A 21,213-nucleotide genomic window follows, 5' to 3' on the forward strand; every position below is an offset into this window, starting at 1 on the left:
TGCAGATGTCGCAATCCACACCAGGCCAGAAGGCCCTCACTCATTTCAAGATCACCACACCGTGAACCCCGTCACCAACCTCCATGGTCAGAACAGCTAGTTCGCCCGGTCGAAGTCGATCGCGCTGTACGCCCGCAGCTTGGCGAGCTTGTGCGTGGAGTCGATCCGCCGGATCGTCCCGCTCTTGGAGCGCATGACCAGCGACGAGGTGGTGGCGGTCTCCTGGCGGTAGTGGACGCCGCGCAGCAGTTCGCCGTCGGTGATGCCGGTCGCGACGAAGAACACGTTCTCGCCGCTGACCAGGTCGTCCGTGGTCAGGACGCGGTCCAGGTCGTGCCCGGCGTCCAGCGCCTTCTGCCGCTCCGCCGCGTCCTTGGGCCACAGCCGGCCCTGGATGACGCCGCCCATGCACTTCATCGCGCAGGCGGCGATGATGCCCTCGGGGGTGCCGCCGACGCCCATCAGCAGGTCGACGCCGGTCTCCTCGCGGGCGGCCATGATCGCGCCGGCCACGTCGCCGTCCGAGATGAACTTGATCCGGGCGCCGGCCTCGCGGATCTCCCGGACCAGGTCCTCGTGCCGGGGCCGGTCCAGCACGACGACGGTGACGTCCTCGACCGCGGAGCCCTTCGCCTTGGCGACCCGGCGGATGTTGACCGCGGGCGGGGCGGTGATGTCGACGTAGTCGGCGGCCTCGGGGCCGCAGACCAGCTTGTCCATGTAGAAGACCGCGCTGGGGTCGAACATGGTGCCGCGGTCGGCGACCGCGAGGACCGCGACGGCGTTGTTCATGCCCTTGGCGGTCAGGGTGGTGCCGTCCACCGGGTCGACGGCGACGTCGCACTCGGCGCCGGTGCCGTCACCGACCCGCTCGCCGTTGTAGAGCATCGGGGCCTCGTCCTTCTCGCCCTCGCCGATGACGACGATGCCGTTCATCGAGACGGTGGAGACGAGGGTGCGCATCGCCTTCACGGCCGCGCCGTCGGCGCCGTTCTTGTCGCCCCGGCCGACCCAGCGGCCGGCCGCCATCGCGGCGGCCTCGGTGACCCGGACCAGTTCGAGGGCGAGGTTGCGGTCGGGCGCTTCCGGAGCGACCTCCAGAGCGGAGGGGAGGTGGTGCGGGTACTGCGTGGTCATCGTCGTTACCTCTCTGTACGCGACGGCCAGACAGCGCCGGGACGCGCTGCGTCACCGGTGCTGCGTTGAGGGTGCTGCGATCGTATCGGCAGGTGGAACGGGTGTCTGTGGCGCCCGCCTCGCCCGCCCCTTACCGGCACCGACCGGCACACCGGTGCGCGGCGCCCGCGTAAGCGCCGCCTACCATGGGCGGGTGGCAGGCAACAGCAGCAAGAGGGGCCGTCAGACGGTACGGGACATGGTCCTGTCGATGGCGGCGGTCGGCGTCGTGGTGGTGGTCGCGTACTTCTCGATCCCCAGCGCGGACGGCAAGGGCGGCGTGCACGCGGTGCCGTACCAGGTCGAGCTCGCCTCGGCGAAGCGGGCCGCGCCGTACCCGCTGCTCGGGCCCGAGCCGCTCCCGGCGGGCTGGACGGCCACCTCGGTGACCTACGGCAGGAACGACGACAGCCGCGCCGCCTGGCACCTGGGCCTGAACACCGCCTCCGGCCAGTACGCGGCGGTCGAGCAGGCCGACGGCAAGTCCGCGGACGTGGTGCAGCGCAACGTCCCGGGCGGGAAGCCGGACGGCACCGCGACGGTGGCCGGCCAGGAGTGGCAGCGGGTGCAGGGCGACCACTACCGGGCGCTGGTCCGCCCGGCGGGTGACGGGGGCACCACGGTGCTCACCGGCACCGCCTCGTACGAGGAGCTCGCGCAGCTCGCCGAGAGCCTGAAGTAGGCCCCTGGAGCGGGCCCCTGGCCCCTGGAACGGCCCCGGCGCGGCGCGCGCCGGGGCGTGGAGAAGGCCCCCGCCGGGAACGGCGGGGGCCTTCGCGCTCACGCGGGGCGTCCGGGGATCAGACGGTGGTGACGACCTCGTCGTAGGCCAGGCGCGGGCTGCGCGGGAACCAGGCGTCCTCGCCCGGCTTGCCGATGTTGACCACGGCCAGCACCGAGTGCTCGCCGTTGCCGAAGAACTCCTTGTTGATGCCCTCGGCGTCGTAGCCGGTCATCGGGCCGGCGGCCAGGCCGGCGGCGCGGACGCCGATGATGAAGTAGGCGGCCTGCAGGGCGCCGTTCAGGGTGGCGGAGGCCTCGCGGACCGGGCGCTCGGAGAAGAACATGTCCTTCGCCTGCGGGAAGTGCGGCAGCTGGCTGGGGAGCTCCTCGTGGAACTCGTTGTCGGCGGCCAGGATGGCGACCAGCGGGGCGCCGGAGGTCTTGGCCTTGTTGCCGTCGGCCATGTGCTGCACGAGGCGGGCGCGGCCCTCCTCGGAACGGACCAGGACGATGCGCAGCGGCTGCTGGTTGAAGGCGGTCGGGCCGAACTTCACCAGGTCGTAGATCGCCTGGACCTGCTCGTCGCTGACGGGCTCGTCCGAGAAGGTGTTGGCGGTGCGGGCCTCACGGAAGAGCAGGTCCTGGGCGGCGGCGTCGAGTGCCAGGGTCATGGTCTGTGTCCTACCTCAAAGCTGGGGACCGGGGTCGGTTCGGCGGCGGGGCCGCACGATCTGGTCCAACTTCGGTGAAACTTAAACCATTCCCTGACGCTGTGTGATGTACATCACAACAACTGCCCGGTCACTCCTCGGCGGACTCCTCGGCCGCCATCGCCGCGTCCAGCCGGGCCCGGGCGCCGTCCAGCCAGCGCTGGCAGACCTTCGCCAGCTCCTCGCCGCGCTCCCAGAGCGCCAGCGACTCCTCCAGCGTCGTCCCGCCGGTCTCCAACTGCCGCACCACCTGCAGCAGTTCGTCCCGCGCCTGCTCGTAGCCGAGCGACTCCCGCGGGCCCGCCCCGTGCTGCCCCTGCTGATCTGCCATGCCGCCAGGGTAGGCGCCGGCCCCGACAAACCCGTTGCGCCCCGCCCCGGGCCGCGCCCTACCCTGCGGTCCATGAGCACCCCACGACCCTCGACCACCGCCCGCCCGGCCGTCCCCGCGGACGCGGAGGAGCTGGTGGAACTCCGCTCGCTGATGTTCGAGGCCATGCACGGGGAGGTCCGCGCCGGCTCCTGGCGGCGCCCCGCCGCCGACCTGCTGGTGCGCCGACTCGCCGAGCCGGAGCGCCGGTTGCAGGCGTACGTGGTCGACGACCCGGAGCGGCCCGGACGGCTGCTCAGCTGCGCCGTCGGCACCCTGGAGCAGCGGCTGCCCGCCCCCGGCCACCCCGACGGCCTGTTCGGCTTCGTCTTCAACGTCTGCACCCGCCCCGAGCAGCGTGGCCGCGGCCACGCCCGGGCCTGCCTGGCGGCCCTGCTCGGCTGGTTCGACGCGCGCGGCGCCACCCGGGTCGACCTGCACGCCACCGAGGACGGCCAGGCGCTCTACCGCAGCCTCGGCTTCCGGGGGCACTCCACGCCGCTCTCCCGGCAGCGCCCGCCCGCCGGCTGACCCGCGGCCCGGGCCGCCCCCGCCGCCCGCCGGACCGGCGGCGCGTCCTGCGCCAGCGTGCGCCGCAGATTCAGCCGGGCCCGGTACGTCAGCGTCTTCACCGCGCCCACCCGCAGCCCGATCCGGTCGGCGATCTCCACCGAGCTCAGCCCGTCCCAGTACCGCAGCCGCAGCACCGACCGCTGCCGCTCGTTCAGCACCGACAGCGCCGCGCCCACCCGCTCCGCCTCGGCCGCCGCGATCACCGATTCCTCCACCCGCACCCCCGAATCGTGGTCGGCGACCGCCGCCACCGCCGACTCCCGGCGGGTGGAACGGCGTTTCTCGTGGTCCAGCAGCACATTGCGGGCGATGGTGAACATCCACGCGCCGAGATCCGTGCCGGTCCAGTGGAAACCGCGAATTCCCGCCATCGCGCGGACGAAAGTGTCCTGGGCCAGGTCCTCGGCCAGCGGTCGGCTGCCGGTGCGGCGCAGCAGGAACGCCAGCAGCGCGCCGTGGTAGCACCGGTAGATGTCCGCCCAGGCGTCGCGGTTCCCGGACTTGGCGGCCTCGATCAGCGCGGGCGTCACCGCCGGTCTGCCCGACGGGGTGACGTCCATGCCAAAACCTCCGGAAAGTGCCGGAAAAGGGAAGGCCCGTCACACTATGACCCGGTCCGACCCGGTGCAAGCAGTTCACGGGAAAGCAACGTGCATTCCGCTGAATTCCCGTGCGGAGGGGGCTCGCGGGCAATTCCGCGAGCCGGTACCGGATTGTCGACGGACGGTCAGTCCCCGCTCGGGCCCCCGGTCTCGGCCCGCGCCCCGGTCTCCGCCCGGACCCCGAACGACCCGCCCGCCACCCGGGCCCGCAGCGCCTCCCCGTCCGCGACCTCCCCCGGGTCGGTCAGCACCGTGCCGTCCGCCTTCTGCAGCACCGCGTACCCGCGCCGCAGGGTGGCCAGCGGCGACAGCGCCTCCACCCGGGCCAGCGCGTGCCCCAGGTCGGTCTGCGCGTGGTCCAGCCGGTGCCCGAGCACCCGCCGGGCCCGCTCCAGCAGCGCCTCCACCTCGGCGCCGCGGGCCGCCACCGCCTCGCCCGGCGCCGCCAGCGCCGGACGGCTGCGCACCGCCGCCAGGCCCGCCGACTCCCGCTCCACCCGGTGCAGCACGGTCCGCCGCGCCTGGTCCCGCAACTGCCGCACCCGGGTCAGCTCCTCGCCCACGTCCGGCACCACCCGCTTCGCCGCGTCGGTCGGCGTGGACGCCCGGAAGTCCGCGACGAAGTCGAGCAGCGGCTGGTCCGGCTCGTGCCCGATCGCGCTCACCACCGGCGTCCGGGCCGCCGCGACCGTCCGCACCAACTCCTCGTCGGAGAACGGCAGCAGGTCCTCCACGCTGCCGCCGCCGCGGGCCACCACGATCACCTCGACCTCCGGCAGCGCGTCCAGCTCCCGCACCGCCGCGCACACCCGCCCCACCGCCTGCGGGCCCTGCACCGGCACGTTGCGCACCTCGAAGCGCACCGCGGGCCAGCGCCGCCGGGCGTTCTCCAGCACGTCCCGCTCGGCCGCCGAACCGCGGCCGGTCACCAGGCCCACGCAGCCCGGCAGGAACGGCAACCGCTTCTTCCGGGCGTCCTCGAACAGGCCCTCGGCGAACAGCCGACGCTTCAACTGCTCCAGCCGGGCGAGCAGTTCGCCCAGCCCGACCAGCCGCAGCTCGGACGCCCGGAGCGACAGCGTGCCGCGCGCCGCGTACCACTCCGGCTTCGCCCGGACGATCACCCGGGCCCCCTCCTGCACCGCGTCCGCGACCTGCTCGAACACCTGCCGGAAACACGTCACCGTCAACGAGACGTCCCGCTCCGGGTCACGCAGCGTCAGGAACACCATCCCCGCCCCCGGCCGCCGGTTCAACTGCGCGATCTGCCCCTCCACCCACACCTCGCCCAGCCGATCGACCCACCCCCCGATCAACGCCGACACCTTCCCCACCGGCAGGGGCGCTTCCGGACTGCTCGCATTGGCCATCCCCCGAGGCTAGCCCCAGAGCGAGACAGACCGGGGGCGCGGTTTCACGCCCCGCGCCCCCGTCCGCGCTGCGCGAACAGCACCACCAGCCCCACCCCCAGCCACACCGCCCCCACCACCTGCGCCGGGTGCGAGGCCTCCACCAGCACCGCGACCAGCACCGCGACGCCCAGCAGCGGCACCACCCCGTGCCGCAGCCAGTCCCGGGAGCCGCCGCGCACCACGTACCAGCCCACCACCGAGGCGTGCAGCAGCACGAACGCGGTGAGCGCGCCGACGTTGACCACCGAGGTGAGCTGGTCCAGGCCGTCGTCCCGGCCGGCCGCCCAGACCGCTGCCACCAGGGTGATCACCGCCGCGGTCAGCAGCGCCCGCCGGGGCACCGCCGTCCGCTCCTCGACGACGCCCAGCACCCGCGGCAGCCGCCCCTCCCGCCCCATCGCGAACACCAGCCGCCCGGCGGCGGCCTGCCCGGCCAGCGCCGCGAACGCCGCCCCGATCGCCTTGGAGGCGGCGATCAGCACGTGCATCCAGTGCCCGATCGAGGCTTCCACGGTGTCGTAGAAGGCGGAGCCCTGGGCCTCCGGGTCGGCGGCCAACTGCTGCGGGGAGGTCGGTTCCAGCACCGCCGCCAGGTAGGTCTGCGCGACGAACAGCAGGCCGGCCAGCGCCAGGCACCACAGCACCGCCCGGGCCACCGCCGCGGACGCGCCGACCGCCTCCTCCACGAACGAGGCGATCGCGTCGAAGCCGAGGTAGGAGAGCACCGCCACCGACACCGCCGACAGCACCGCCGTCAACGAGAACGCGCCGACTCCCCCGAACGGGGAGCCCCAGTCGCGCGCCGCCCCGTCCCGGACCAGCACCACCACCGCGGCGACCACGAACACCGTCAGCACCACGACCTCCATCGCCAGCACCGCGAACCCCACCACCGCGGCCGTCCGCACCCCGGCCAGGTTCAGCGCGGTGGTGACCAGCACCGCCAGCACCGTCCACACCCAGCGCGAGACGTCCGGCACCAGCGAGTTCAGCGCGATCCCGGAGAACAGGTACGCCACTGCCGGGATCAGCAGGTAGTCGAGCATCGCCATCCACCCGGCGACGAACCCCGGCCCCTCGCCCAGCCCGGCCCGCGCGTACGCGAACACCGACCCGGCCCGCGGCACCGCCCGCACCATCTCGGCGTACGACAGCGCGGTGAACCCCATCGCCACCGTCGCCACCAGGTACACCGCCGCCACCGCGCCGTGGCTCTTCGCGTCCAGCACGCCGAACACGCCGACCGGCGCCATCGGGGCGATGAACAGCAGCCCGTACACCATCAGATCCCGCACCCCGAGGGTGCGCCGCAGCTCAGCCGTGCTCGCCTGTGTGCTCACCCTCGCCATTCCACCGGCCCGCACCCGCCCGGGCGGCGGCGACGCGCGTCCGGGCCCGCGGGACTCGCCCGTACGATGGAGCCATGTCGACCACCGCTCAGCGCCGTGTCCTGCTCGCCGCCCCCCGGGGCTACTGCGCGGGCGTCGACCGCGCCGTGATCGCCGTGGAGAAGGCCCTGGAGCAGTACGGGGCGCCGATCTACGTCCGCAAGCAGATCGTCCACAACAAGTACGTCGTGCAGACCCTGGAGAAGCGGGGCGCGGTCTTCGTCGACGAGACGGAGGAGGTGCCCGAGGGCTCGATCGTGGTCTTCTCGGCGCACGGCGTCGCCCCGTCCGTGCACGACGAGGCCGAGGCCGGCAAGCTCGCCACCATCGACGCCACCTGCCCGCTGGTCACCAAGGTGCACAAGGAGGCCCGCCGGTTCGCCGACGAGGACTACGACATCCTGCTGATCGGCCACGAGGGCCACGAGGAGGTCGTCGGCACCATGGGCGAGGCCCCCGAGCGGATCCACCTGGTGGACGGCGCCGAGGACGTCGCGAACGTGAAGGTGCGCGACGAGTCCAAGCTGGTCTGGCTCTCCCAGACCACCCTCTCGGTGGACGAGACCATGGAGACCGTCGGCGCCCTCAAGCAGCGCTTCCCGCTGCTGGTCTCCCCGCCCAGCGACGACATCTGCTACGCCACCCAGAACCGCCAGGTCGCGGTCAAGCAGCTCGCCCCCGAGGCCGACCTGCTGATCGTGGTCGGCTCCAAGAACTCCTCCAACTCGGTCCGGCTGGTCGAGGTCGGCCTGGAGTACGGCGCCAAGGCCGCCCACCTGGTCGACTTCGCCGACGAGATCGACCCGGCCTGGCTGGAGGGCGTCACCACGGTCGGCCTGACCAGCGGCGCCTCGGTGCCCGAGATCCTGGTCGACGGCGTGCTCGAACTGCTCGCCGGGCACGGCTTCGAGGACGTCCGGATCGTCAAGACCGCCGAGGAGCACCTCACCTTCTCGCTCCCCAAGGAGCTCCGCCGCGACCTGCGCGCCGAAGCCGCCGGCAAGGTCTGACCCGCACCCGCGAGCCCCTCCGGGTGCCCGGTCCCGCCCGCCGGGACCGGGCACCGTCCGTCCGAACGGGCTGCGGCGGCCCCCGTCCCCCCGTACGTTGGTGCGAGGGCCGGCGGGCAGCGGACGCCCCCGGCGGTACGGGAGGCGACGGCAGTGACGACGTTCTTCGGCGTGGACATCGGCGGCTCGGGCATCAAGGGCGCACCGGTCGACCTGGACAAGGGCGTGCTCGCCCAGGAGCGCCACAAGGTGCTCACCCCGCACCCCTCGGGCCCGGACGAGGTGATCGACGCGGTCTGCGAGGTCGTCCGGCACTTCGACCACCGCGGGCCGGTCGGCCTGACCTTCCCCGGCGTCGTCGTCGACGGGCACACCAGGACCGCCGCCAACGTCGACAAGGGCTGGATCGGCCTGGACGCCGAGGCCCGGTTCAGCGCGGCCCTCGGCCTGCCCGCCACCGTGGTCAACGACGCCGACGCGGCCGGCATCGCCGAGGTCACCCACGGCGCCGGGCACGGCCGACCCGGCGTCGTCCTGCTGCTCACCTTCGGCACCGGCATCGGCAGCGCCCTGTTCTCCGACGGCGTCCTCGTCCCCAACACCGAGCTCGGCCACCTCGAACTGCGCGGCAAGGACGCCGAACGGCGCGCCTCCTCCGCCGCCAAGGAGCGCCACGACCTCAGCTGGCCGCAGTGGGCCGAGCGGGTCGACGAGTACCTCGACCTGGTCGAGATGCTGTTCTCCCCGCAGCTGGTCATCATCGGCGGCGGCGTCAGCCGCAAGCACGAGAAGTTCCTGCCGCTGCTCAAGGACCGCCGCGCCGAGGTCGTCCCGGCCGAACTGCGCAACGACGCGGGCATCGTCGGCGCGGCGATGGCGGCCGCCAAGCGGCCCACCGTGCCCGCCGCCCAGCCACCGGTCGGCGACTGACCGGCCGGCGCCCCGGCCGGTGCGTGTTCCGGCCGGGGCGCGGGCCTACCGGGCCCGGCGCCGCCGGCGCTGGGCCACGTAACGCGCGGTGACGATCGCGGCCGCCAGGGCGGTGCCGGCGAACAGCCAGCCCGCCCGCAGCGCCAGCCCGCCGGCCAGCGCCACCACCTCGCCGGTGACGCCCTGCCCGGGGCCCGGCTGCAGCAGCACCAGCGCCGCCGCGAAGGCGATCGGCCCGCAGATCGGCGCCGCCGGGAGGTCCGAGTACCGCACCCGCACGGCCAGCTGGAAGCACACCACCAGATAGCCGAGCCCGAACAGCACCCCGAGCCCGCCGAACAGCAGCCGGTCCACCCCGGCGAACGCCAGCGAACCCGCCGCCGCCGCGACCCCGGTGCCCACCGCCGTCAGCCGGGCCGGCCGCCCGCTCCCGCCGCGCCGCTGCCGGGCCGCCAGCAGCCGCTGCACCGCGCGCTTCAACACCTGCGGACCGGTCCGGGCGCCGGACGCCGACCGCAACCGCGACTCGGGGGGCCCGCTCTGCCCCGGAACGGCGGCCTCGCCGGCGCCGCGCCCGGGCGGTCGCCTTCTCGGCCCTGGCGGCTGGGTACGGATGCTCTGCTCCACCCGACCAACGTACGGTCTGATCATCGGCACCGTGTGTAATGGCCCCCGGCCAATTGTCCGTGTCCGGCCGGTGCGCGCCCCCGCCGTGCTCCCGGGTCCCCACCGCGCCGGGGACCCGCCCCCGCGCGCCCCGTAGACTGGGGGATCGGCCCGCACCGGGCCACCTCGACGCCCTCCAAGCCCCGGGACACCACTCTCCATGTCGCTCACGATCGGAATCGTCGGCCTGCCGAACGTCGGCAAGTCGACCCTGTTCAACGCCCTGACCAAGAACGACGTGCTGGCGGCCAACTACCCGTTCGCCACCATCGAGCCGAACGTCGGCGTCGTCGGCGTCCCCGACCCGCGGCTGAAGAAGCTCGCCGAGATCTTCGGCTCGCAGCGCGTCCTCCCGGCCACCGTCGACTTCGTCGACATCGCCGGCATCGTCCGCGGCGCCAGCGAGGGCGAGGGCCTGGGCAACAAGTTCCTCGCCAACATCCGCGAGGCCAACGCGATCTGCCAGGTGGTCCGGGCCTTCACCGACCCCGACGTGGTCCACGTCGACGGCAAGGTCTCGCCCAAGGACGACATCGAGACCATCCACACCGAGCTGATCCTCGCCGACCTGCAGACCATCGAGAAGGCGCTGCCCCGGCTCCAGAAGGAAGCCCGGCTCAAGAAGGACACCGCGCCGGTGCTCGCCGCCGCCGAGGCCGCCCAGGCCGTCCTGGAGACCGGCAAGACCCTCTTCGAGGCCGGCTTCGACACCACCGCCGTCCGCGACCTGCACCTGATGACCTCGAAGCCGTTCCTCTACGTCTTCAACGTCGACGAGGACGCCCTCTCCGACGAGGACTTCAAGGACGCCCAGCGCGCCCTGGTCGCCCCCGCCGAGGCCATCTTCCTCAACGCCAAGATCGAGTCCGAGCTGATCGAACTCGACGACGACGAGGCCCTCGAACTCCTCCAGTCCATGGGCCAGGACGAGCCCGGCCTCGCCACCCTCGCCCGGGTCGGCTTCGCCACCCTCGGCCTGCAGACCTACCTCACCGCCGGCCCCAAGGAAACCCGCGCCTGGACCATCAAGAAGGGCGCCACCGCCCCCGAGGCCGCCGGTGTCATCCACACCGACTTCCAGAAGGGCTTCATCAAGGCCGAGGTCACCTCCTTCGACGACCTCGTCGCCGCCGGCTCCCTCACCGAGGCCCGCGCCAAGGGCAAGGCCCGCATCGAGGGCAAGGACTACGTCATGCAGGACGGCGACGTCGTCGAGTTCCGCTTCAACGTGTAGTCATGTGCGCACTGCACGTTGACAGCCGTGTCAGACGCGCAGGCCGGAAGGGGTCGGACTCCGCTGAGTCCGACCCCTTCGTCGTCACCGTGCTGGATGGGTGCTGGACATCCTGACGCGAGGTCGGCGGCGATCAGGTCTCGTAAACCGTGGACCGGTGTCCCACGTGAACAACCCAGACCACCAGTTCTCCGTTGTCGATCGTGTAGACGACGCGGTAGTCGCCGACGCGCAAGCGGCGACGTTCGGGCTGGGACACGAGTGCGGTGGTGTTGAAACCGAGAGGGTCGGTCTCCAACTCGGTCAGCTTGGCCAGGATGCGCAGCGCCGTGCCGCGAGGGATCTTCCGAAGTTCGGCCTGCGCCTCGGGGCGGAAGACGGTTCGGTACTCACTCACTGCGCGCCAGCGTCTCCCTCATGATGTCCTCGATCGGGATTCCGGGCACCGGGTTGGCCATGCGCTCGTCGATGACGCGATTGATCTCGCGCTCTTCCCACTCCTGGTACTTGCGCAGTACCTCGATGGAGACGACGGCGGCCACTTCCTTGCCGCGGCGCGTGATCACGGTGGGTACGTCATCGCGGTCGGCGCGCTCCACGACCTCGGCGAGGTGTGCGCGCACGTCTCGAATGGACTCTATGGGCAGAGGCTGCGTCATGCGCTCAAAGGTACCGAGTGTCTCATGTGTACACAACGTCGCGAGCGGGCGGACTGCCCTCGCCGCGGACGCGCGTTTTCGTAGATCGCAGCCCTGTGTTGAACGTTCCGCTTCAACGTCTGACCCGCCGCACCCCGAAGGGGCCGCCCCCGCCGGGCCGGCCCCTTCGCCGCGTCCGGACGCGGAAAACCCCGGGACCGGGTGGGCCGACCCGGGTGATCATGGCGGGCATGGAGACCCGCTTCCTCGCCATCGGCGAACTCACCGCCACCCCGTCCGTCGCCGTCGTCATCGACGTGATGCGCGCCTTCACCACGGCCGCCTGGGCCTTCGGGCAGGGGGCCGAACGGATCGTGCTCGCCGAATCGCTCGACGCGGCGCTGGAGTTGAAGGGGCGCCACCCGCACTGGGTGACGCTCAAGGACGGGGCGCCCGCGCCCGGCTTCGACGCCGTCAACTCGCCCGGCCGGATCCGCGGCACCGACCTCGCGGGCCGCACCGTCGTGCAGAAGACCACCGCCGGAACGGTCGGCGCGCTCGCCGTCCGGGGCGCCGAACTGGTGCTCTGCGCGAGCTTCGCGGTGGCCGGGGCCACCGCCCGCGCCCTGCGCGGCCGCCCCGACGTGACCTTCGTGGTCACCGGCGAGGAGGGCCGCGCCGAGGAGGACCTCGCCTGCGCCCAGTACATCGCCCAGCGCGCCACCGGCACCGACCCCGACCCCGCCCCCTACCTCCGCCGTGCCGCTACTTCCACCGCGGCCGACGAACTGACCCTGGGCGTCCGGGAGGGCGTGCACGAGGACGACGTCCGGCTCTGCCTGGAACTCGACCGCTTCGACTTCGCGATGGCCGCCGCTGCGGAGGACGGCCTCATGGTGCTGCGCCCGCACGGGGAGTGAGTCGGTCGAGGTCGATCGTTACGGGGAACGGCGCGGGGAGGGAGAGCGCCCCGCGGAAGATGCCGACCGGCACGTAGCCGCGGGTGGGGATGTCGAGTTCGTAGACGTGCGCCACGGCGGCCCCGGCCTCGTCCTCGATCAGCCAATAGTGCGGGATGCCCGCCTCGGCGTACTTGCGGAGCTTCACCGTGCGATCGCGGTGGGCGGATTCGGGTGAGACGACCTCCACGACGAGCAGGACGTTCTCCGGATCGTGCCAGGTGCGGTCCGGATCGAACGGCACGGTGACGAGCAGGAGGTCGGGCTCGGGCCGGGTGCGAGAGTCCAGGCGGATGGTCATCTCGCGTTCGACCTCGGTCCCGGCGGGGGCCTGAGCGGCGAGTGCGTTGGTGAGCGCGGTGACGACACGGCTGTGCCACGACCGCTGCGGGGACATCATGAAGACGAGCGCTCCATCGATCAGTTCCGTGTGCCGCGGCGCCTCGGGCAGGCGGTCGAGATCCTCCGCGAACCAGCCTTCCGCGCGCGGCGGGCGCATCCAGTCGGGTAGTGAGGTCATGTCCTCAGAATAGCTGGTAGACACTGTCTACTCGTGGCTGGTAGACAGTGTCCATGGAGAACGGAGCGGAGCGCCCCCTGCGGGAGCGCCTGGTGGACGCCGGGGTCGAGTTGGTGCTGGCGGAGGGGTCGGGGGCGGTCGGGCTGCGGGAGATCGCGCGGCGGGCCGGGGTGTCGCACGGGGCGCCCCGGCGGTACTTCGCGACGCACCGGGAGCTGCTGTCGGCGGTGGCCCGGCGCGGGTTCGAGGAGCTGGCGGGGCGGTTCGCGGCGGTGCGGGAGCCCGATCCGCGGGCGCGGGTGGAAGGGCTGGCCCGGGTGTACCTGGCGTACGCCGCCGAGCGGCGCGGGATGTACGAGCTGATGTTCCGTCACGACCTGCTGAACGGCGACGGGGCGGAGCCGACCGGGCCCCGGTTGCGGGAGGCGACGGTGCCGCTGTTCGAGGAGCTGGCACGGCTGGTGGGGGAGTGCACGGGAGACGGCGGGCGGGCACCGGTGGCGACGGCCGCGCTGTGGGCGAACCTGCACGGGCTGGCGCAGTTGCGGGAGTGGGGGAGCACGGGGCTGATGCTGGGGGAGGGCCGCGAGGAGGAGCTGCTGGAGGCGGCGCTGAGGGCGCACCTCGGGGCTGCGGAGTGAGTCGCGGAGGGGGCCGCGGCGCGAGCCGCCTCGCGCTGCCGGTGAGTGCCGGGGCCGCCATGCTGGTGGCCCTGGACGGCACGGTGCTGCTGATGGCGCAGCCCGGCATGCAGCGCGAACTCGACTCCACCACTGGGCAGTTGCAGTGGACGAGCACCGGCTACCTGGTCGCCGTCGCGGCCCTGCTGGTGCTCGCCGGGCGGCTCGGTGACCGGTACGGCCACCGCCCGACGCTGCTGGCGGGCGTGCTGGGCTTCGGCGCGGCCTCGGCGGGCATCGCGCTCGCCCCGACCCTCGGCTGGGTGGTCGGCCTGCGGGTCGTCCAGGGCGTGTTCGGCGCGCTGCTGCAGCCCGGCACGCTCGCGCTGCTGCGGCTGTGCTGCCCGCCGGAGCGGCTCGGCCGGGCGATCGCGGTCCGAACGGGGGCGATCGCGGTCGCGGCGGGCGCGGGCCCGCTGCTCGGCGGGCTGCTGGTGGAGGCGTTCGGCTGGCGCGCGGTGTTCTGGATCAACGTTCCGGCGGCCGTCCTGATCGCCGCCATGACGCTCGCCCTGCGCCCCGGACACCCCGGGCGGCCGAGCGCGGACGGGCAGCGGCTCGACCTGGCGGGCGCGGCCCTGCTGGCGGCGGCCCTGGCGGTCCTGGTGCACGCGCTCTCCCGGGTGCCGGAGCGCGGCTGGGGCGGGACGTCGGCTGAACTGGCGGGCGCCACGGGGCTGTTCGCGGTGCTGGTGGCGCACGAGCGGCGGGCCGCGAACCCGGTGGTGCCGCGTCCGGTGGCGGCGTCCCGGCCGGTGGCGGCCTCGCTGGTGCTGCTGCTGACGGCCTCGGCGGGGCTGTTCGGCACCCTGTTCAGCACCACCTTCCGGCTCCAGGACGCCCTGCACGTGAGCCCGTCGGGGGCGGCGCTGCGGATGCTGCCGCTGACCGCGCTGATGGTGCTGGGCGCCCCGGCGGCCGAGCGGGCGCTGCGCGTCCAGGGGCCCCGGCGGACGGCGCTGGCGGGGGTGGCGCTGCTGGTCGCGGGCATCGTGGGGCTGGCCGGCCCGGGGGGCGGGGGCGGGTCGGTGCCCGCCACGGCGGTGGCGGCGGCGCTGCTGGGGACGGGTTTCGCGGCGGTGATGGTGACGGCGACCGGCACCGTGGTGGGCGACGCCCCGGCCGGGTACGCGGGTACGGTCGGCGGTCTGAAGCAGACCGCGATGAACACCGGCCCGACCCTGGGCATCGCGGCCGCCGCGGGAGCGGGAGCGGGAGCGGGCGCGCACGGCGCCCTGCCCGTGCTGGCCGCGCTCGCCGCCCTCGGCCTGCTGCCCGCCGCGGCACTGCCCGGCGCCGGGGCCGCCGCGCACCGCGAACCCGCCGTCGGCGGGGCGTGACACCCTGGGCGGACGACGGAACGACGGGGCGCCCGCGCGGGCGCCCGGCTGTCCCGCTGATCGCCCGCGTTCCACCGACCGACCGCCGACCGCCAGGGAGCACCCGCATGGACTTCGTCGAGTCCACCGTCGAGGCGGACGGCGAACGCCTGGCCTGCACCGTGGTCGAGCCGGCCGCCCCGGCGCCGGGCGCCCCGACAGCGCCGGCTGCTGCCCGACCGCTCACGGCGCTGCTGATGCACGGCGCGGGCAGCGGCGACCGGCACCGCTGCCTGCCGCTGGCAAGGGAGCTGGCGGCCGCCGGGTGCCGCGCGGTGGTGTTCGACTTCGCCGGGCACGGCGCGAGCAGCGGGGCCCTCGGGGAGCTCTCGCTGGCCCGCCGGGCCCGGCAGGCCCGGGCGGTGCTGGACCGGTGCGCCCCGACCGGGCCGCTGCTGCTGGTCGGCTTCTCGATGAGCGGCCAGACCGTCGCTGACCTGTTGCGGATGCCCGAACTCGCGGTCCGCACCGAGGCGGTGGCCCTCTGCGCACCCGCCGCCTACGCCCGTGAGGTCAGCGAACTCCCCTTCGCCAAGCTGGAGTTCACCAAAATTCTGCGCCAGGAGGGGAGTTGGCGCAGCAGTACGGCCTTCGAGGCGCTGGTGGCCTTCGGCGGCCGGGCGGTGCTGGTACTGCCGGAGGCGGACGGCGTGATCCCGGCCGGGGTGACGGAGGCGCTGGACGCCGCCCTGCGCACCCGTCCGGCGGCGGCGTACGCCAGGCTGACCCTGCCGGGCGCCGACCACCTGCTCGGCCGCTGGCTGGGCGAGCATCCGGAGGAGTGCGAGCGGGTGGCGGCGGCGCTGCTGGAGGGCGTCGGCCGAGAGCCGGGGGCAGCGTGAACTGACCTTCAGATCAAGGGAGTTCGACGATCAGGGCGCCGTCCTCGGCGCGGCTGACGAAGACGCCGGAGAGATCGTCCACATGGTGGTCGGGGTGGTGGACGGCGGCGCGCGGGCCGATGCCGAGCACCGGCATGCCGGCGGCCCGGGCGGCGGCGATGCCCGCCTCGGAGTCCTCCAGGACCAGGCACTCGGCGGGGGCGACGCCCAGTTGGGCGGCGGCCTTGAGGAAGCCCTCCGGGTCGGGCTTGCTGGCGCCGACCTGCTCGGCGGTGATCATCAGCGGCGGCAGCGGAACGCCGGCGGCGGCCATCCGGACCCGGGTGAGCCGGTCGTCGGCGGAGGTCACCAGGGCGTGCGGCAGTCCGGCCAGCGAGGCCACCAGCCTTGCCGCGCCCGGGACTTCGACCACACCGTCGGTGTCGGAGGACTCCTCGTCGAGCATCACCGCGTTCTCGGCGAGGTTCTGCTCCACCGGGCGGTCGGGCAGCAGCAGGCCCATGGTCAGGTGGCCCTGCCGCCCGTGCGCGACCCGCATCACCTCGTCGCCGTCCAGGCCGTTGCGCTCGGCCCAGCGGCGCCAGCAGCGCTCGACCACGGCGTCGGAGTTGACCAGGGTGCCGTCCATGTCGAGCAGGACGGCCCGGACCGGCGGGGTGAGGACGGGCATCGGGGCTCCTCGGGAGTCCTCGTACGGGTGTTTGTTCCACAAGCGTACAAAACCTCCGGCGCCGCAGCCGCCCAACCCACCGCAGCCGCCCGGCCCACCGGGTCGCCCGCCCCACCGGGTCGCCCGCCCCACCGGCCGAGCCGCGCGGCCTACGGCCCGGGCCGGAGCCGGTCCGGGTCCGGGTCCGGGGCCGGGGCCGCTCAGTCCACCAGGTGCGCGTTGACCGCCCGGGCCTCCGTGGCGAGCTCCGGCAGTTCCACCACCTCGACGCCCGCGGCCTCCAGCAGCGCGGTGCCCCGGCAGGTCTCGACGAACAGCGCGGGCTCCCGCCAGGCCACCACCACCCGCGGCACCCCGGCCGCGATGATCAGTTCGGCGCAGGGGTGCGGGCGGGAGGCGCGCTGCCCGCACGGCTCCAGGGTCGAGTAGACGGTGGCGGTGCGCAGCCGCGGATCACCGGCCGGCAGCTTGCCGAGCGCGGCCTCCTCGGCGTGGTTCACGGCGTCCACCTCGCGGCTGTACCCCTCGGCCAGCACCTCGCCGTCCGCACCGACGACCACCGCGCCGACCGAGAAGGCGGTCGTGGACGGCGGGCAGTGCCGGGACAGCTCGATCGCGCGGCGCAGCCACCGCAGATCGCGCTCGCGCTCACCGGTGCTCATCGGGGGACTCCTTCGGGGCGTACCGCAGCAGGACGACGTCCCCCACCGTACGTGCCTCCAGCAGCCGCATCCGCCGGGCCGGGCCGCCGGGGTACGCGGCGGGGGAGAGGAAGCGGGGTGCGTCGGCCTGGCCGACCAGTAGCGGGGCGACGGCCAGCTGCAGTTCGTCGGCCAGGCCCTCGGCCAGGAAGCGGGTGTGCACGCCGCCGCCGCCCTCGACCATCAGCCGGTCCACCCCGCGCGCGCCCAGGTCGTCCAGCACCGCGCCCAGCGGCACCTCCGCGCCCAGCGCGACCACCTCGGTGCCGGGGGCCCCGGCCAGCGCGGCGCGCAGCGCGGGGGCGGTGGCGTCGGTGGTGTAGACGACCTTGGCGCCGCCGGTGTGCCAGAACTTCAGCCCCGGGTCCAGTCGGCCGCTCGCGCTCAGGGCGACCTTCAGCGGGTACGCGGGGCGTCCGGCGGCCACCCGTCCGGCCCGCCGTTCGGCCGAGTTGACCAGCAGTCGCGGGTTGTCGGCACGCAGCGTCCCGCTGCCGACCAGGATCGCGTCGCTGTCGGCGCGCAGCGCGTCGACCCGGTCGAAGTCCTCGGCGTTGGAGAGCAGCAGCCGCTCGGGCGAGGCGTCGTCGAGGTGGCCGTCGAGCGACACCGCGGCGCTCAGCAGGACGTGGGGGCGGGGCACGGCGGGGCTCCAGCTTCGGCGGACGGCGGGGGTTCCCACCGTACGCCGGTCCCCACGTCAACGGCTGCGGCCGCCCGGGCGGCTCAGGACGGCCGGGGCGGCACCGGCAGCGGCAGGGCGGGCAGCCCGTTGATGCTGACGGCGACGTTCTCCTTGCCCTCGCAGTACTCGCTGAACCGGTCCTCGCCCTTGCGGTCGAAGAAGTCGGCGAGCAGCGTCCGGTCCTCCTTGTAGTCCATGAACGGGACGGCGAACCCGCAGGAGTCGCTGACCCGTTCGGCCCGGACCAGGATGATCGCGCGCAGCGCGGTGCCGTCCGCGGCCGGGTCGAAGTGGGCGAGCAGGCCGGCGAACCGCGGGTCGTCGCGGAACACCGGCTCGCCGTGCCCGTGCACCCGCAGCACGGTGGGCGGGCCCTCGAAGGCGCACCACATCAGGATGATCCGGCCGTTCTCCCGCAGGTGGGCGATGGTCTCGGCGTGCGAGCCGCCGAAGTCCAGGTAGGCGACGGTCAGTTCGTCGATCACGGCGAGGGTCCCGGCGCGGCCCTTGGGTGACAGGTTGAGGAATCCGTCGGCGGCCAGCGGGGCGGTGCCGACGAAGTAGACGGGCTGCTTCTCGATGAACGCGCGCAGCCTGGCGTCGATCCGCTCATAGGTCTTTCCCATGCGGACGATTCTGCTCCCGCCGGGTGCCGGTGGCGAGGTGATCGCGCATCGGTCTTGCGACGTGAGACAAGTTTGTCCGAACAGTGGAACGCCTTCCTATGCTGGAGGAGCCACGAGGAACCGCCTTCGAGGGAGAGGGAGTCCCGCCATGCCCGCCTACACCCACGGCCACCACAGCGCCGTCCTGCGCTCGCACCGCAGCCGCACCGCCGCCAACTCCGCCGCCTACCTGCTGTCCGAACTGCGCCCCGGCCAGCGGGTGTTGGATGTCGGCTGCGGCCCCGGCACGATCACCGCCGACCTGGCCGAACTGGTCGGGCCCGACGGCCGGGTGGTCGGCATCGAGCCGGTCGCCGGGGTGCTGGCCGAGGCGTCCGCGCTGGCCGCCGAACGCGGGCTGGCGAACCTGTCCTACGAGGTCGCCGACGTCTACCGACTGCCCTACGCCGACGCCTCGTTCGACGTGGTGCACGCCCACCAGGTGCTGCAGCACCTGCCCGACCCGGTCGCCGCGCTGCGCGAGATGCGCCGGGTCACCGCCCCCGGCGGGGTGATCGCGGTCCGCGACTCGGACTACGCCGCGATGACCTGGTACCCCGAACTGCCCGAGCTGGACGAGTGGTTGGGCCTGTACCGGCAGGTCGCCCGGGTCAACGGCGGCGAACCCGACGCGGGCCGCCGTCTGCTGGCCTGGGCCCGGGCGGCCGGTCTGGCCGACGCCACGGGTGCCAATCTGCTTCCCTCGTCCAGCAGTTGGACCTTCGCCACCGATTCCGAGCGCGGCTGGTGGTCGGAGAGCTGGGCCGAGCGCACCACCCGCACCAAGCTGGCCGAGACCGCCCGGGCCGAGGGCCTGGCCACCCCCGCCGACCTGGAGCGGATCGCCGCCGGCTGGGCTCGCTGGGGGGCCGACCCGGATGCCTGGTTCGCCGTGCTGCACGGCGAACTACTGGTTCGCGTAAGCTAGTTGGGCACGCCCCCGGATTAACGAGATGTTGACCGGACGCGTACCGCCCGGTAGCACGCACCGTCCAGCCTGGTGGTCGGACGGGCGGTCCGACCCGCCCCCCACCGGGTCGGACCGCTACCGTGTGGACATGGACCGCGAGCAGCGTCCCGCCGCCCACCGGGTGATGCGCCAGGACGACAACGGCAACCGATTCCTGCTCGCCCGCGGCCTCGACCGGGCCGAAGCCGAGTCGCTGGCCGCCGAGTTCGAGGCACGCGGGCACAAGCAGCTCTACTGGGTCGAGCCCGAGGACCCCGCCCCCTCCGCCGACCCCGCGCGCCCCGCCGGACCCGCCGAGCCCGCCTGATCCCCCGCCGCCCGCCCCCGCCCGCGTACCGTGGCCCCCGGCACGGCCGCCGCCGCCGTCCGGGCGGACGGCCCGACCCGGCGGCCCGGCGGCCCGGACCGACGGCACGGATGCGGAGGAGGCCCGGTGGGCGTCGAGATCGAGCGCAAGTTCCTCGTCCCGGACGGCGCGCCCGTCCCCGACGGGCCGGAGTCCGACGTCCGCCAGGGCTACCTGGTGACCGGCCCCGGCGGCGCCGAGGCCCGGATCAGGCGGCGGGACGGGGCGTGCACGCTGACCGTCAAGCGCGGCACCGGGCTGGTCCGCGGCGAGTGGGAGACCCCGTTGGACGCCGGGCAGTTCGCCGCCCTGTGGCCCGCCACCGAGCACGCCCGGATCGACAAGACCCGCCGCACCGTCCCGCTCGGCCCGCACGAGGCCGTGGTCGACACCTACCGCGGCCGGCTGGCCGGACTGCGCACCGTCGAGGTCGAGTTCGCCGACCCCGGCCGGGCCGCCGCGTTCGTCCCGCCGCCCTGGTTCGGCCCCGAGGTCACCGGCCGCCCCGAGTACGGGAACCGGGAGCTGGCGACCGCCGCCGGGCCGCCCCGCCCCTGACGTAGGGTCGGCCGCGAGGCACGACGAGCACGAGGACGGCGATGGCAGAGCTGATCGACACGGTGGCGTGGGTCCGGCTGGAGGGCGGCAGGATCCTGTGCGCCCGCCCCCGGGGCAAGGACGTGTTCTACATCCCCGGCGGCAAGCGCGAGGGCGCCGAGACCGACCTGCAGACCCTGGTCCGCGAGGTCGCCGAGGAACTCACCGTCGCCATCCGCCCCGACACCGTCACCCACGTCGGCACCTACCACGCCGAGGCGCACGCCCAGGCCCCCGGCACCACCGTCAGGATGGCCTGCTACGCCGCCGACTACACCGGCACCCTCGCCGCCAGCAGCGAGATCGAGGAGGTCGACTGGTTCTCCTACGCCGACCGCGACCGCGTCCCCCCGGTCGACCAGGTCCTCTTCGACGACCTGCACCGCGACGGCCTCCTGCCCTAGCCCGGAACGGCCCCGGCGGCCTCCCGCGATCCCCCGCGGGCTACCGCCCCGCGCCGTCCCCCGCACGCCGGAACGCCCGTTCTGTACGCCAATCGGACAGACGACCCGTATGCCGGGATAGCAGTGCGATTCCCTGGGTATGGCAGAGTTCGGCAGCATTCGTCACGATCCGTGAGCCCGCGGCGGCACGGCGTGGCGGCGGCCCGCGCCCCGGCGACCCGCCGGGGGCGTCCCAGTGGCGGCGGGAGGCCCCGTAGGTGGCGAAGCCGGGTGGCGGCGGGGGAGAGCGCGAGGCGTCCGGCCTGCCCGCGCGCGGTGCGCGGCGCCCGGGCGGTCCCGCCGGGGGTGCCGGCCGGGCGGCGG

The 21,213-nt window shown here is 74.1% G+C and carries 27 protein-coding genes; 13 read left to right on the top strand and 14 right to left on the bottom strand.

Annotated elements, in window-relative coordinates; all coding sequences use genetic code 11:
* Positions 1 to 96: 96 nt before the first annotated feature.
* The gene (gene glpX / locus ACWEO5_RS32105; RefSeq protein WP_344553812.1) at positions 97 to 1,137 is read right to left on the bottom strand and encodes a class II fructose-bisphosphatase; all 1,041 of its coding nucleotides are present in this window, start codon (positions 1,135 to 1,137) and stop codon (positions 97 to 99) included.
* A gap of 193 nt (positions 1,138 to 1,330) precedes the next feature.
* Between glpX and ACWEO5_RS32110 the strand changes: the two genes are divergently transcribed.
* Positions 1,331 to 1,858 (top strand): DUF4245 domain-containing protein, encoded by a 528-nt coding sequence (locus ACWEO5_RS32110; protein ID WP_452165677.1) that lies wholly within the window; start codon positions 1,331 to 1,333, stop codon positions 1,856 to 1,858.
* Positions 1,859 to 1,976: 118 nt separating this feature from the next.
* On the opposite strand, the gene ACWEO5_RS32115 is transcribed toward ACWEO5_RS32110, so the two are convergent.
* Both ACWEO5_RS32115 and ACWEO5_RS32120 read right to left on the bottom strand, forming a co-directional pair.
* Positions 1,977 to 2,570 (bottom strand): malonic semialdehyde reductase, encoded by a 594-nt coding sequence (locus ACWEO5_RS32115; protein ID WP_452165678.1) that lies wholly within the window; start codon positions 2,568 to 2,570, stop codon positions 1,977 to 1,979.
* A 130-nt stretch (positions 2,571 to 2,700) separates the two neighbouring features.
* The gene (locus tag ACWEO5_RS32120) at positions 2,701 to 2,940 is read right to left on the bottom strand and encodes an exodeoxyribonuclease VII small subunit (RefSeq protein WP_452165679.1); all 240 of its coding nucleotides are present in this window, start codon (positions 2,938 to 2,940) and stop codon (positions 2,701 to 2,703) included.
* Between the two features lie 72 nt (positions 2,941 to 3,012).
* Between ACWEO5_RS32120 and ACWEO5_RS32125 the strand changes: the two genes are divergently transcribed.
* The gene (locus tag ACWEO5_RS32125; RefSeq protein WP_452165680.1) at positions 3,013 to 3,510 is read left to right on the top strand and encodes a GNAT family N-acetyltransferase; all 498 of its coding nucleotides are present in this window, start codon (positions 3,013 to 3,015) and stop codon (positions 3,508 to 3,510) included.
* Here ACWEO5_RS32125 and ACWEO5_RS32130 read toward each other — a convergent pair.
* The 3 genes from ACWEO5_RS32130 to ACWEO5_RS32140 all read right to left on the bottom strand — a co-directional run bounded on the left by ACWEO5_RS32130 (position 3,444) and on the right by ACWEO5_RS32140 (position 6,915).
* Positions 3,444 to 4,112, bottom strand: coding sequence for an RNA polymerase sigma factor (locus ACWEO5_RS32130; RefSeq protein WP_452165681.1), 669 nt, complete (start codon positions 4,110 to 4,112; stop codon positions 3,444 to 3,446). The genes ACWEO5_RS32125 and ACWEO5_RS32130 overlap by 67 nt on opposite strands.
* Positions 4,113 to 4,279: 167 nt before the next feature.
* Complete coding sequence (gene xseA / locus ACWEO5_RS32135; RefSeq protein ID WP_452165682.1) at positions 4,280 to 5,524, bottom strand: exodeoxyribonuclease VII large subunit; 1,245 nt, start codon at positions 5,522 to 5,524, stop codon at positions 4,280 to 4,282.
* Positions 5,525 to 5,568: 44 nt separating this feature from the next.
* Positions 5,569 to 6,915: an APC family permease gene (locus ACWEO5_RS32140; RefSeq protein ID WP_452165683.1), complete on the bottom strand. Its 1,347-nt coding sequence runs from the start codon at positions 6,913 to 6,915 to the stop codon at positions 5,569 to 5,571.
* A gap of 74 nt (positions 6,916 to 6,989) precedes the next feature.
* Here ACWEO5_RS32140 and ACWEO5_RS32145 point away from each other — a divergent pair, with 74 nt between their 5' ends.
* Both ACWEO5_RS32145 and ppgK read left to right on the top strand, forming a co-directional pair.
* Positions 6,990 to 7,964, top strand: coding sequence for a 4-hydroxy-3-methylbut-2-enyl diphosphate reductase (locus ACWEO5_RS32145; protein WP_344553803.1), 975 nt, complete (start codon positions 6,990 to 6,992; stop codon positions 7,962 to 7,964).
* Between the two features lie 153 nt (positions 7,965 to 8,117).
* Positions 8,118 to 8,894 (top strand): polyphosphate--glucose phosphotransferase, encoded by a 777-nt coding sequence (ppgK, locus tag ACWEO5_RS32150; RefSeq protein ID WP_452165684.1) that lies wholly within the window; start codon positions 8,118 to 8,120, stop codon positions 8,892 to 8,894.
* A 45-nt stretch (positions 8,895 to 8,939) separates the two neighbouring features.
* Here ppgK and ACWEO5_RS32155 read toward each other — a convergent pair whose 3' ends face one another.
* Entirely contained in the window at positions 8,940 to 9,377 is a 438-nt protein-coding gene (locus ACWEO5_RS32155; RefSeq protein WP_344553801.1) for a DUF6542 domain-containing protein, read from the bottom strand.
* Positions 9,378 to 9,720: 343 nt separating this feature from the next.
* On the opposite strand from ACWEO5_RS32155, the gene ychF reads away from it, so the two are divergent.
* Positions 9,721 to 10,794, top strand: a complete 1,074-nt coding sequence (gene ychF / locus ACWEO5_RS32160) for a redox-regulated ATPase YchF (protein WP_452165685.1) — start codon at positions 9,721 to 9,723, stop codon at positions 10,792 to 10,794.
* Between the two features lie 133 nt (positions 10,795 to 10,927).
* On the opposite strand, the gene ACWEO5_RS32165 is transcribed toward ychF, so the two are convergent.
* Both ACWEO5_RS32165 and ACWEO5_RS32170 read right to left on the bottom strand, forming a co-directional pair.
* Positions 10,928 to 11,191, bottom strand: a complete 264-nt coding sequence (locus tag ACWEO5_RS32165) for a type II toxin-antitoxin system RelE family toxin (RefSeq protein WP_452165686.1) — start codon at positions 11,189 to 11,191, stop codon at positions 10,928 to 10,930.
* Positions 11,184 to 11,453 carry a type II toxin-antitoxin system Phd/YefM family antitoxin gene (locus ACWEO5_RS32170; RefSeq protein ID WP_452165687.1) on the bottom strand — a complete coding sequence of 90 codons (270 nt, stop codon included), beginning with the start codon at positions 11,451 to 11,453 and terminating at the stop codon, positions 11,184 to 11,186. Before ACWEO5_RS32170 ends, ACWEO5_RS32165 begins: the two co-directional genes overlap by 8 nt.
* A gap of 230 nt (positions 11,454 to 11,683) precedes the next feature.
* Here ACWEO5_RS32170 and ACWEO5_RS32175 point away from each other — a divergent pair, with 230 nt between their 5' ends.
* Positions 11,684 to 12,352, top strand: coding sequence for a 2-phosphosulfolactate phosphatase (locus ACWEO5_RS32175; RefSeq protein ID WP_452165688.1), 669 nt, complete (start codon positions 11,684 to 11,686; stop codon positions 12,350 to 12,352).
* Here the strand turns inward: ACWEO5_RS32175 and ACWEO5_RS32180 are convergent.
* Positions 12,324 to 12,911, bottom strand: coding sequence for a Uma2 family endonuclease (locus ACWEO5_RS32180; RefSeq protein WP_452165689.1), 588 nt, complete (start codon positions 12,909 to 12,911; stop codon positions 12,324 to 12,326). The two genes, ACWEO5_RS32175 and ACWEO5_RS32180, sit on opposite strands and share 29 nt — an antisense overlap.
* A gap of 53 nt (positions 12,912 to 12,964) precedes the next feature.
* Between ACWEO5_RS32180 and ACWEO5_RS32185 the strand changes: the two genes are divergently transcribed.
* The 3 genes from ACWEO5_RS32185 (at position 12,965) to ACWEO5_RS32195 (ending at position 15,812) form a co-directional block, all read left to right on the top strand.
* Positions 12,965 to 13,552, top strand: a complete 588-nt coding sequence (locus ACWEO5_RS32185) for a TetR/AcrR family transcriptional regulator (protein WP_452165690.1) — start codon at positions 12,965 to 12,967, stop codon at positions 13,550 to 13,552.
* 59 nt (positions 13,553 to 13,611) lie between these two features.
* Complete coding sequence (locus ACWEO5_RS32190; RefSeq protein ID WP_452165691.1) at positions 13,612 to 14,931, top strand: MFS transporter; 1,320 nt, start codon at positions 13,612 to 13,614, stop codon at positions 14,929 to 14,931.
* A 107-nt stretch (positions 14,932 to 15,038) separates the two neighbouring features.
* The gene (locus ACWEO5_RS32195) at positions 15,039 to 15,812 is read left to right on the top strand and encodes an alpha/beta hydrolase (protein WP_452165692.1); all 774 of its coding nucleotides are present in this window, start codon (positions 15,039 to 15,041) and stop codon (positions 15,810 to 15,812) included.
* Positions 15,813 to 15,825: 13 nt separating this feature from the next.
* Here the strand turns inward: ACWEO5_RS32195 and ACWEO5_RS32200 are convergent, their stop codons facing one another.
* From ACWEO5_RS32200 to ACWEO5_RS32215, 4 genes are all read right to left on the bottom strand, one after another.
* Complete coding sequence (locus ACWEO5_RS32200) at positions 15,826 to 16,482, bottom strand: HAD-IA family hydrolase (RefSeq protein WP_452165693.1); 657 nt, start codon at positions 16,480 to 16,482, stop codon at positions 15,826 to 15,828.
* 200 nt (positions 16,483 to 16,682) lie between these two features.
* The gene (locus tag ACWEO5_RS32205) at positions 16,683 to 17,144 is read right to left on the bottom strand and encodes a deaminase (protein WP_452165694.1); all 462 of its coding nucleotides are present in this window, start codon (positions 17,142 to 17,144) and stop codon (positions 16,683 to 16,685) included.
* Positions 17,131 to 17,826 (bottom strand): RibD family protein, encoded by a 696-nt coding sequence (locus tag ACWEO5_RS32210; RefSeq protein ID WP_452165695.1) that lies wholly within the window; start codon positions 17,824 to 17,826, stop codon positions 17,131 to 17,133. The genes ACWEO5_RS32205 and ACWEO5_RS32210 overlap by 14 nt, the downstream gene beginning before the upstream one ends.
* Before the next feature lie 83 nt (positions 17,827 to 17,909).
* A complete protein-coding gene (locus ACWEO5_RS32215) occupies positions 17,910 to 18,494 on the bottom strand; it encodes a pyridoxamine 5'-phosphate oxidase family protein (protein WP_452165696.1) in 585 nt (194 codons plus the stop codon).
* Positions 18,495 to 18,642: 148 nt separating this feature from the next.
* Here ACWEO5_RS32215 and ACWEO5_RS32220 point away from each other — a divergent pair, with 148 nt between their 5' ends.
* The 4 genes from ACWEO5_RS32220 to ACWEO5_RS32235 all read left to right on the top strand — a co-directional run bounded on the left by ACWEO5_RS32220 (position 18,643) and on the right by ACWEO5_RS32235 (position 20,850).
* The gene (locus ACWEO5_RS32220) at positions 18,643 to 19,461 is read left to right on the top strand and encodes a methyltransferase domain-containing protein (RefSeq protein WP_452165697.1); all 819 of its coding nucleotides are present in this window, start codon (positions 18,643 to 18,645) and stop codon (positions 19,459 to 19,461) included.
* Positions 19,462 to 19,591: 130 nt separating this feature from the next.
* Positions 19,592 to 19,810, top strand: coding sequence for a hypothetical protein (locus ACWEO5_RS32225; RefSeq protein ID WP_452165698.1), 219 nt, complete (start codon positions 19,592 to 19,594; stop codon positions 19,808 to 19,810).
* A gap of 126 nt (positions 19,811 to 19,936) precedes the next feature.
* Positions 19,937 to 20,407 carry a CYTH domain-containing protein gene (locus ACWEO5_RS32230; RefSeq protein WP_452165699.1) on the top strand — a complete coding sequence of 157 codons (471 nt, stop codon included), beginning with the start codon at positions 19,937 to 19,939 and terminating at the stop codon, positions 20,405 to 20,407.
* A 41-nt stretch (positions 20,408 to 20,448) separates the two neighbouring features.
* The gene (locus ACWEO5_RS32235) at positions 20,449 to 20,850 is read left to right on the top strand and encodes an NUDIX hydrolase (RefSeq protein ID WP_452165700.1); all 402 of its coding nucleotides are present in this window, start codon (positions 20,449 to 20,451) and stop codon (positions 20,848 to 20,850) included.
* Positions 20,851 to 21,213 lie beyond the last annotated feature (363 nt).

The organism is Kitasatospora sp. NPDC004272, assembly GCF_053603035.1.

Excerpts from the sequence above, each read along its gene's own strand:
- glpX (WP_344553812.1), bottom strand. The coding sequence starts at position 1,137 with ATGACCACGCAGTACCCGCACCACCTCCCCTCCGCTCTGGAGGTCGCT.
- ACWEO5_RS32115 (WP_452165678.1), bottom strand. The coding sequence starts at position 2,570 with ATGACCCTGGCACTCGACGCCGCCGCCCAGGACCTGCTCTTCCGTGAG.
- ACWEO5_RS32120 (WP_452165679.1), bottom strand. The coding sequence starts at position 2,940 with ATGGCAGATCAGCAGGGGCAGCACGGGGCGGGCCCGCGGGAGTCGCTC.
- ACWEO5_RS32125 (WP_452165680.1), top strand. The coding sequence starts at position 3,013 with ATGAGCACCCCACGACCCTCGACCACCGCCCGCCCGGCCGTCCCCGCG.
- ACWEO5_RS32130 (WP_452165681.1), bottom strand. The coding sequence starts at position 4,112 with ATGGACGTCACCCCGTCGGGCAGACCGGCGGTGACGCCCGCGCTGATC.
- xseA (WP_452165682.1), bottom strand. The coding sequence starts at position 5,524 with ATGGCCAATGCGAGCAGTCCGGAAGCGCCCCTGCCGGTGGGGAAGGTG.
- ACWEO5_RS32140 (WP_452165683.1), bottom strand. The coding sequence starts at position 6,915 with ATGGCGAGGGTGAGCACACAGGCGAGCACGGCTGAGCTGCGGCGCACC.
- ACWEO5_RS32145 (WP_344553803.1), top strand. The coding sequence starts at position 6,990 with ATGTCGACCACCGCTCAGCGCCGTGTCCTGCTCGCCGCCCCCCGGGGC.
- ychF (WP_452165685.1), top strand. The coding sequence starts at position 9,721 with ATGTCGCTCACGATCGGAATCGTCGGCCTGCCGAACGTCGGCAAGTCG.
- ACWEO5_RS32170 (WP_452165687.1), bottom strand. The coding sequence starts at position 11,453 with ATGACGCAGCCTCTGCCCATAGAGTCCATTCGAGACGTGCGCGCACAC.
- ACWEO5_RS32175 (WP_452165688.1), top strand. The coding sequence starts at position 11,684 with ATGGAGACCCGCTTCCTCGCCATCGGCGAACTCACCGCCACCCCGTCC.
- ACWEO5_RS32180 (WP_452165689.1), bottom strand. The coding sequence starts at position 12,911 with ATGACCTCACTACCCGACTGGATGCGCCCGCCGCGCGCGGAAGGCTGG.
- ACWEO5_RS32185 (WP_452165690.1), top strand. The coding sequence starts at position 12,965 with ATGGAGAACGGAGCGGAGCGCCCCCTGCGGGAGCGCCTGGTGGACGCC.
- ACWEO5_RS32190 (WP_452165691.1), top strand. The coding sequence starts at position 13,612 with ATGCTGGTGGCCCTGGACGGCACGGTGCTGCTGATGGCGCAGCCCGGC.
- ACWEO5_RS32195 (WP_452165692.1), top strand. The coding sequence starts at position 15,039 with ATGGACTTCGTCGAGTCCACCGTCGAGGCGGACGGCGAACGCCTGGCC.
- ACWEO5_RS32200 (WP_452165693.1), bottom strand. The coding sequence starts at position 16,482 with ATGCCCGTCCTCACCCCGCCGGTCCGGGCCGTCCTGCTCGACATGGAC.
- ACWEO5_RS32205 (WP_452165694.1), bottom strand. The coding sequence starts at position 17,144 with ATGAGCACCGGTGAGCGCGAGCGCGATCTGCGGTGGCTGCGCCGCGCG.
- ACWEO5_RS32215 (WP_452165696.1), bottom strand. The coding sequence starts at position 18,494 with ATGGGAAAGACCTATGAGCGGATCGACGCCAGGCTGCGCGCGTTCATC.
- ACWEO5_RS32220 (WP_452165697.1), top strand. The coding sequence starts at position 18,643 with ATGCCCGCCTACACCCACGGCCACCACAGCGCCGTCCTGCGCTCGCAC.
- ACWEO5_RS32225 (WP_452165698.1), top strand. The coding sequence starts at position 19,592 with ATGGACCGCGAGCAGCGTCCCGCCGCCCACCGGGTGATGCGCCAGGAC.
- ACWEO5_RS32235 (WP_452165700.1), top strand. The coding sequence starts at position 20,449 with ATGGCAGAGCTGATCGACACGGTGGCGTGGGTCCGGCTGGAGGGCGGC.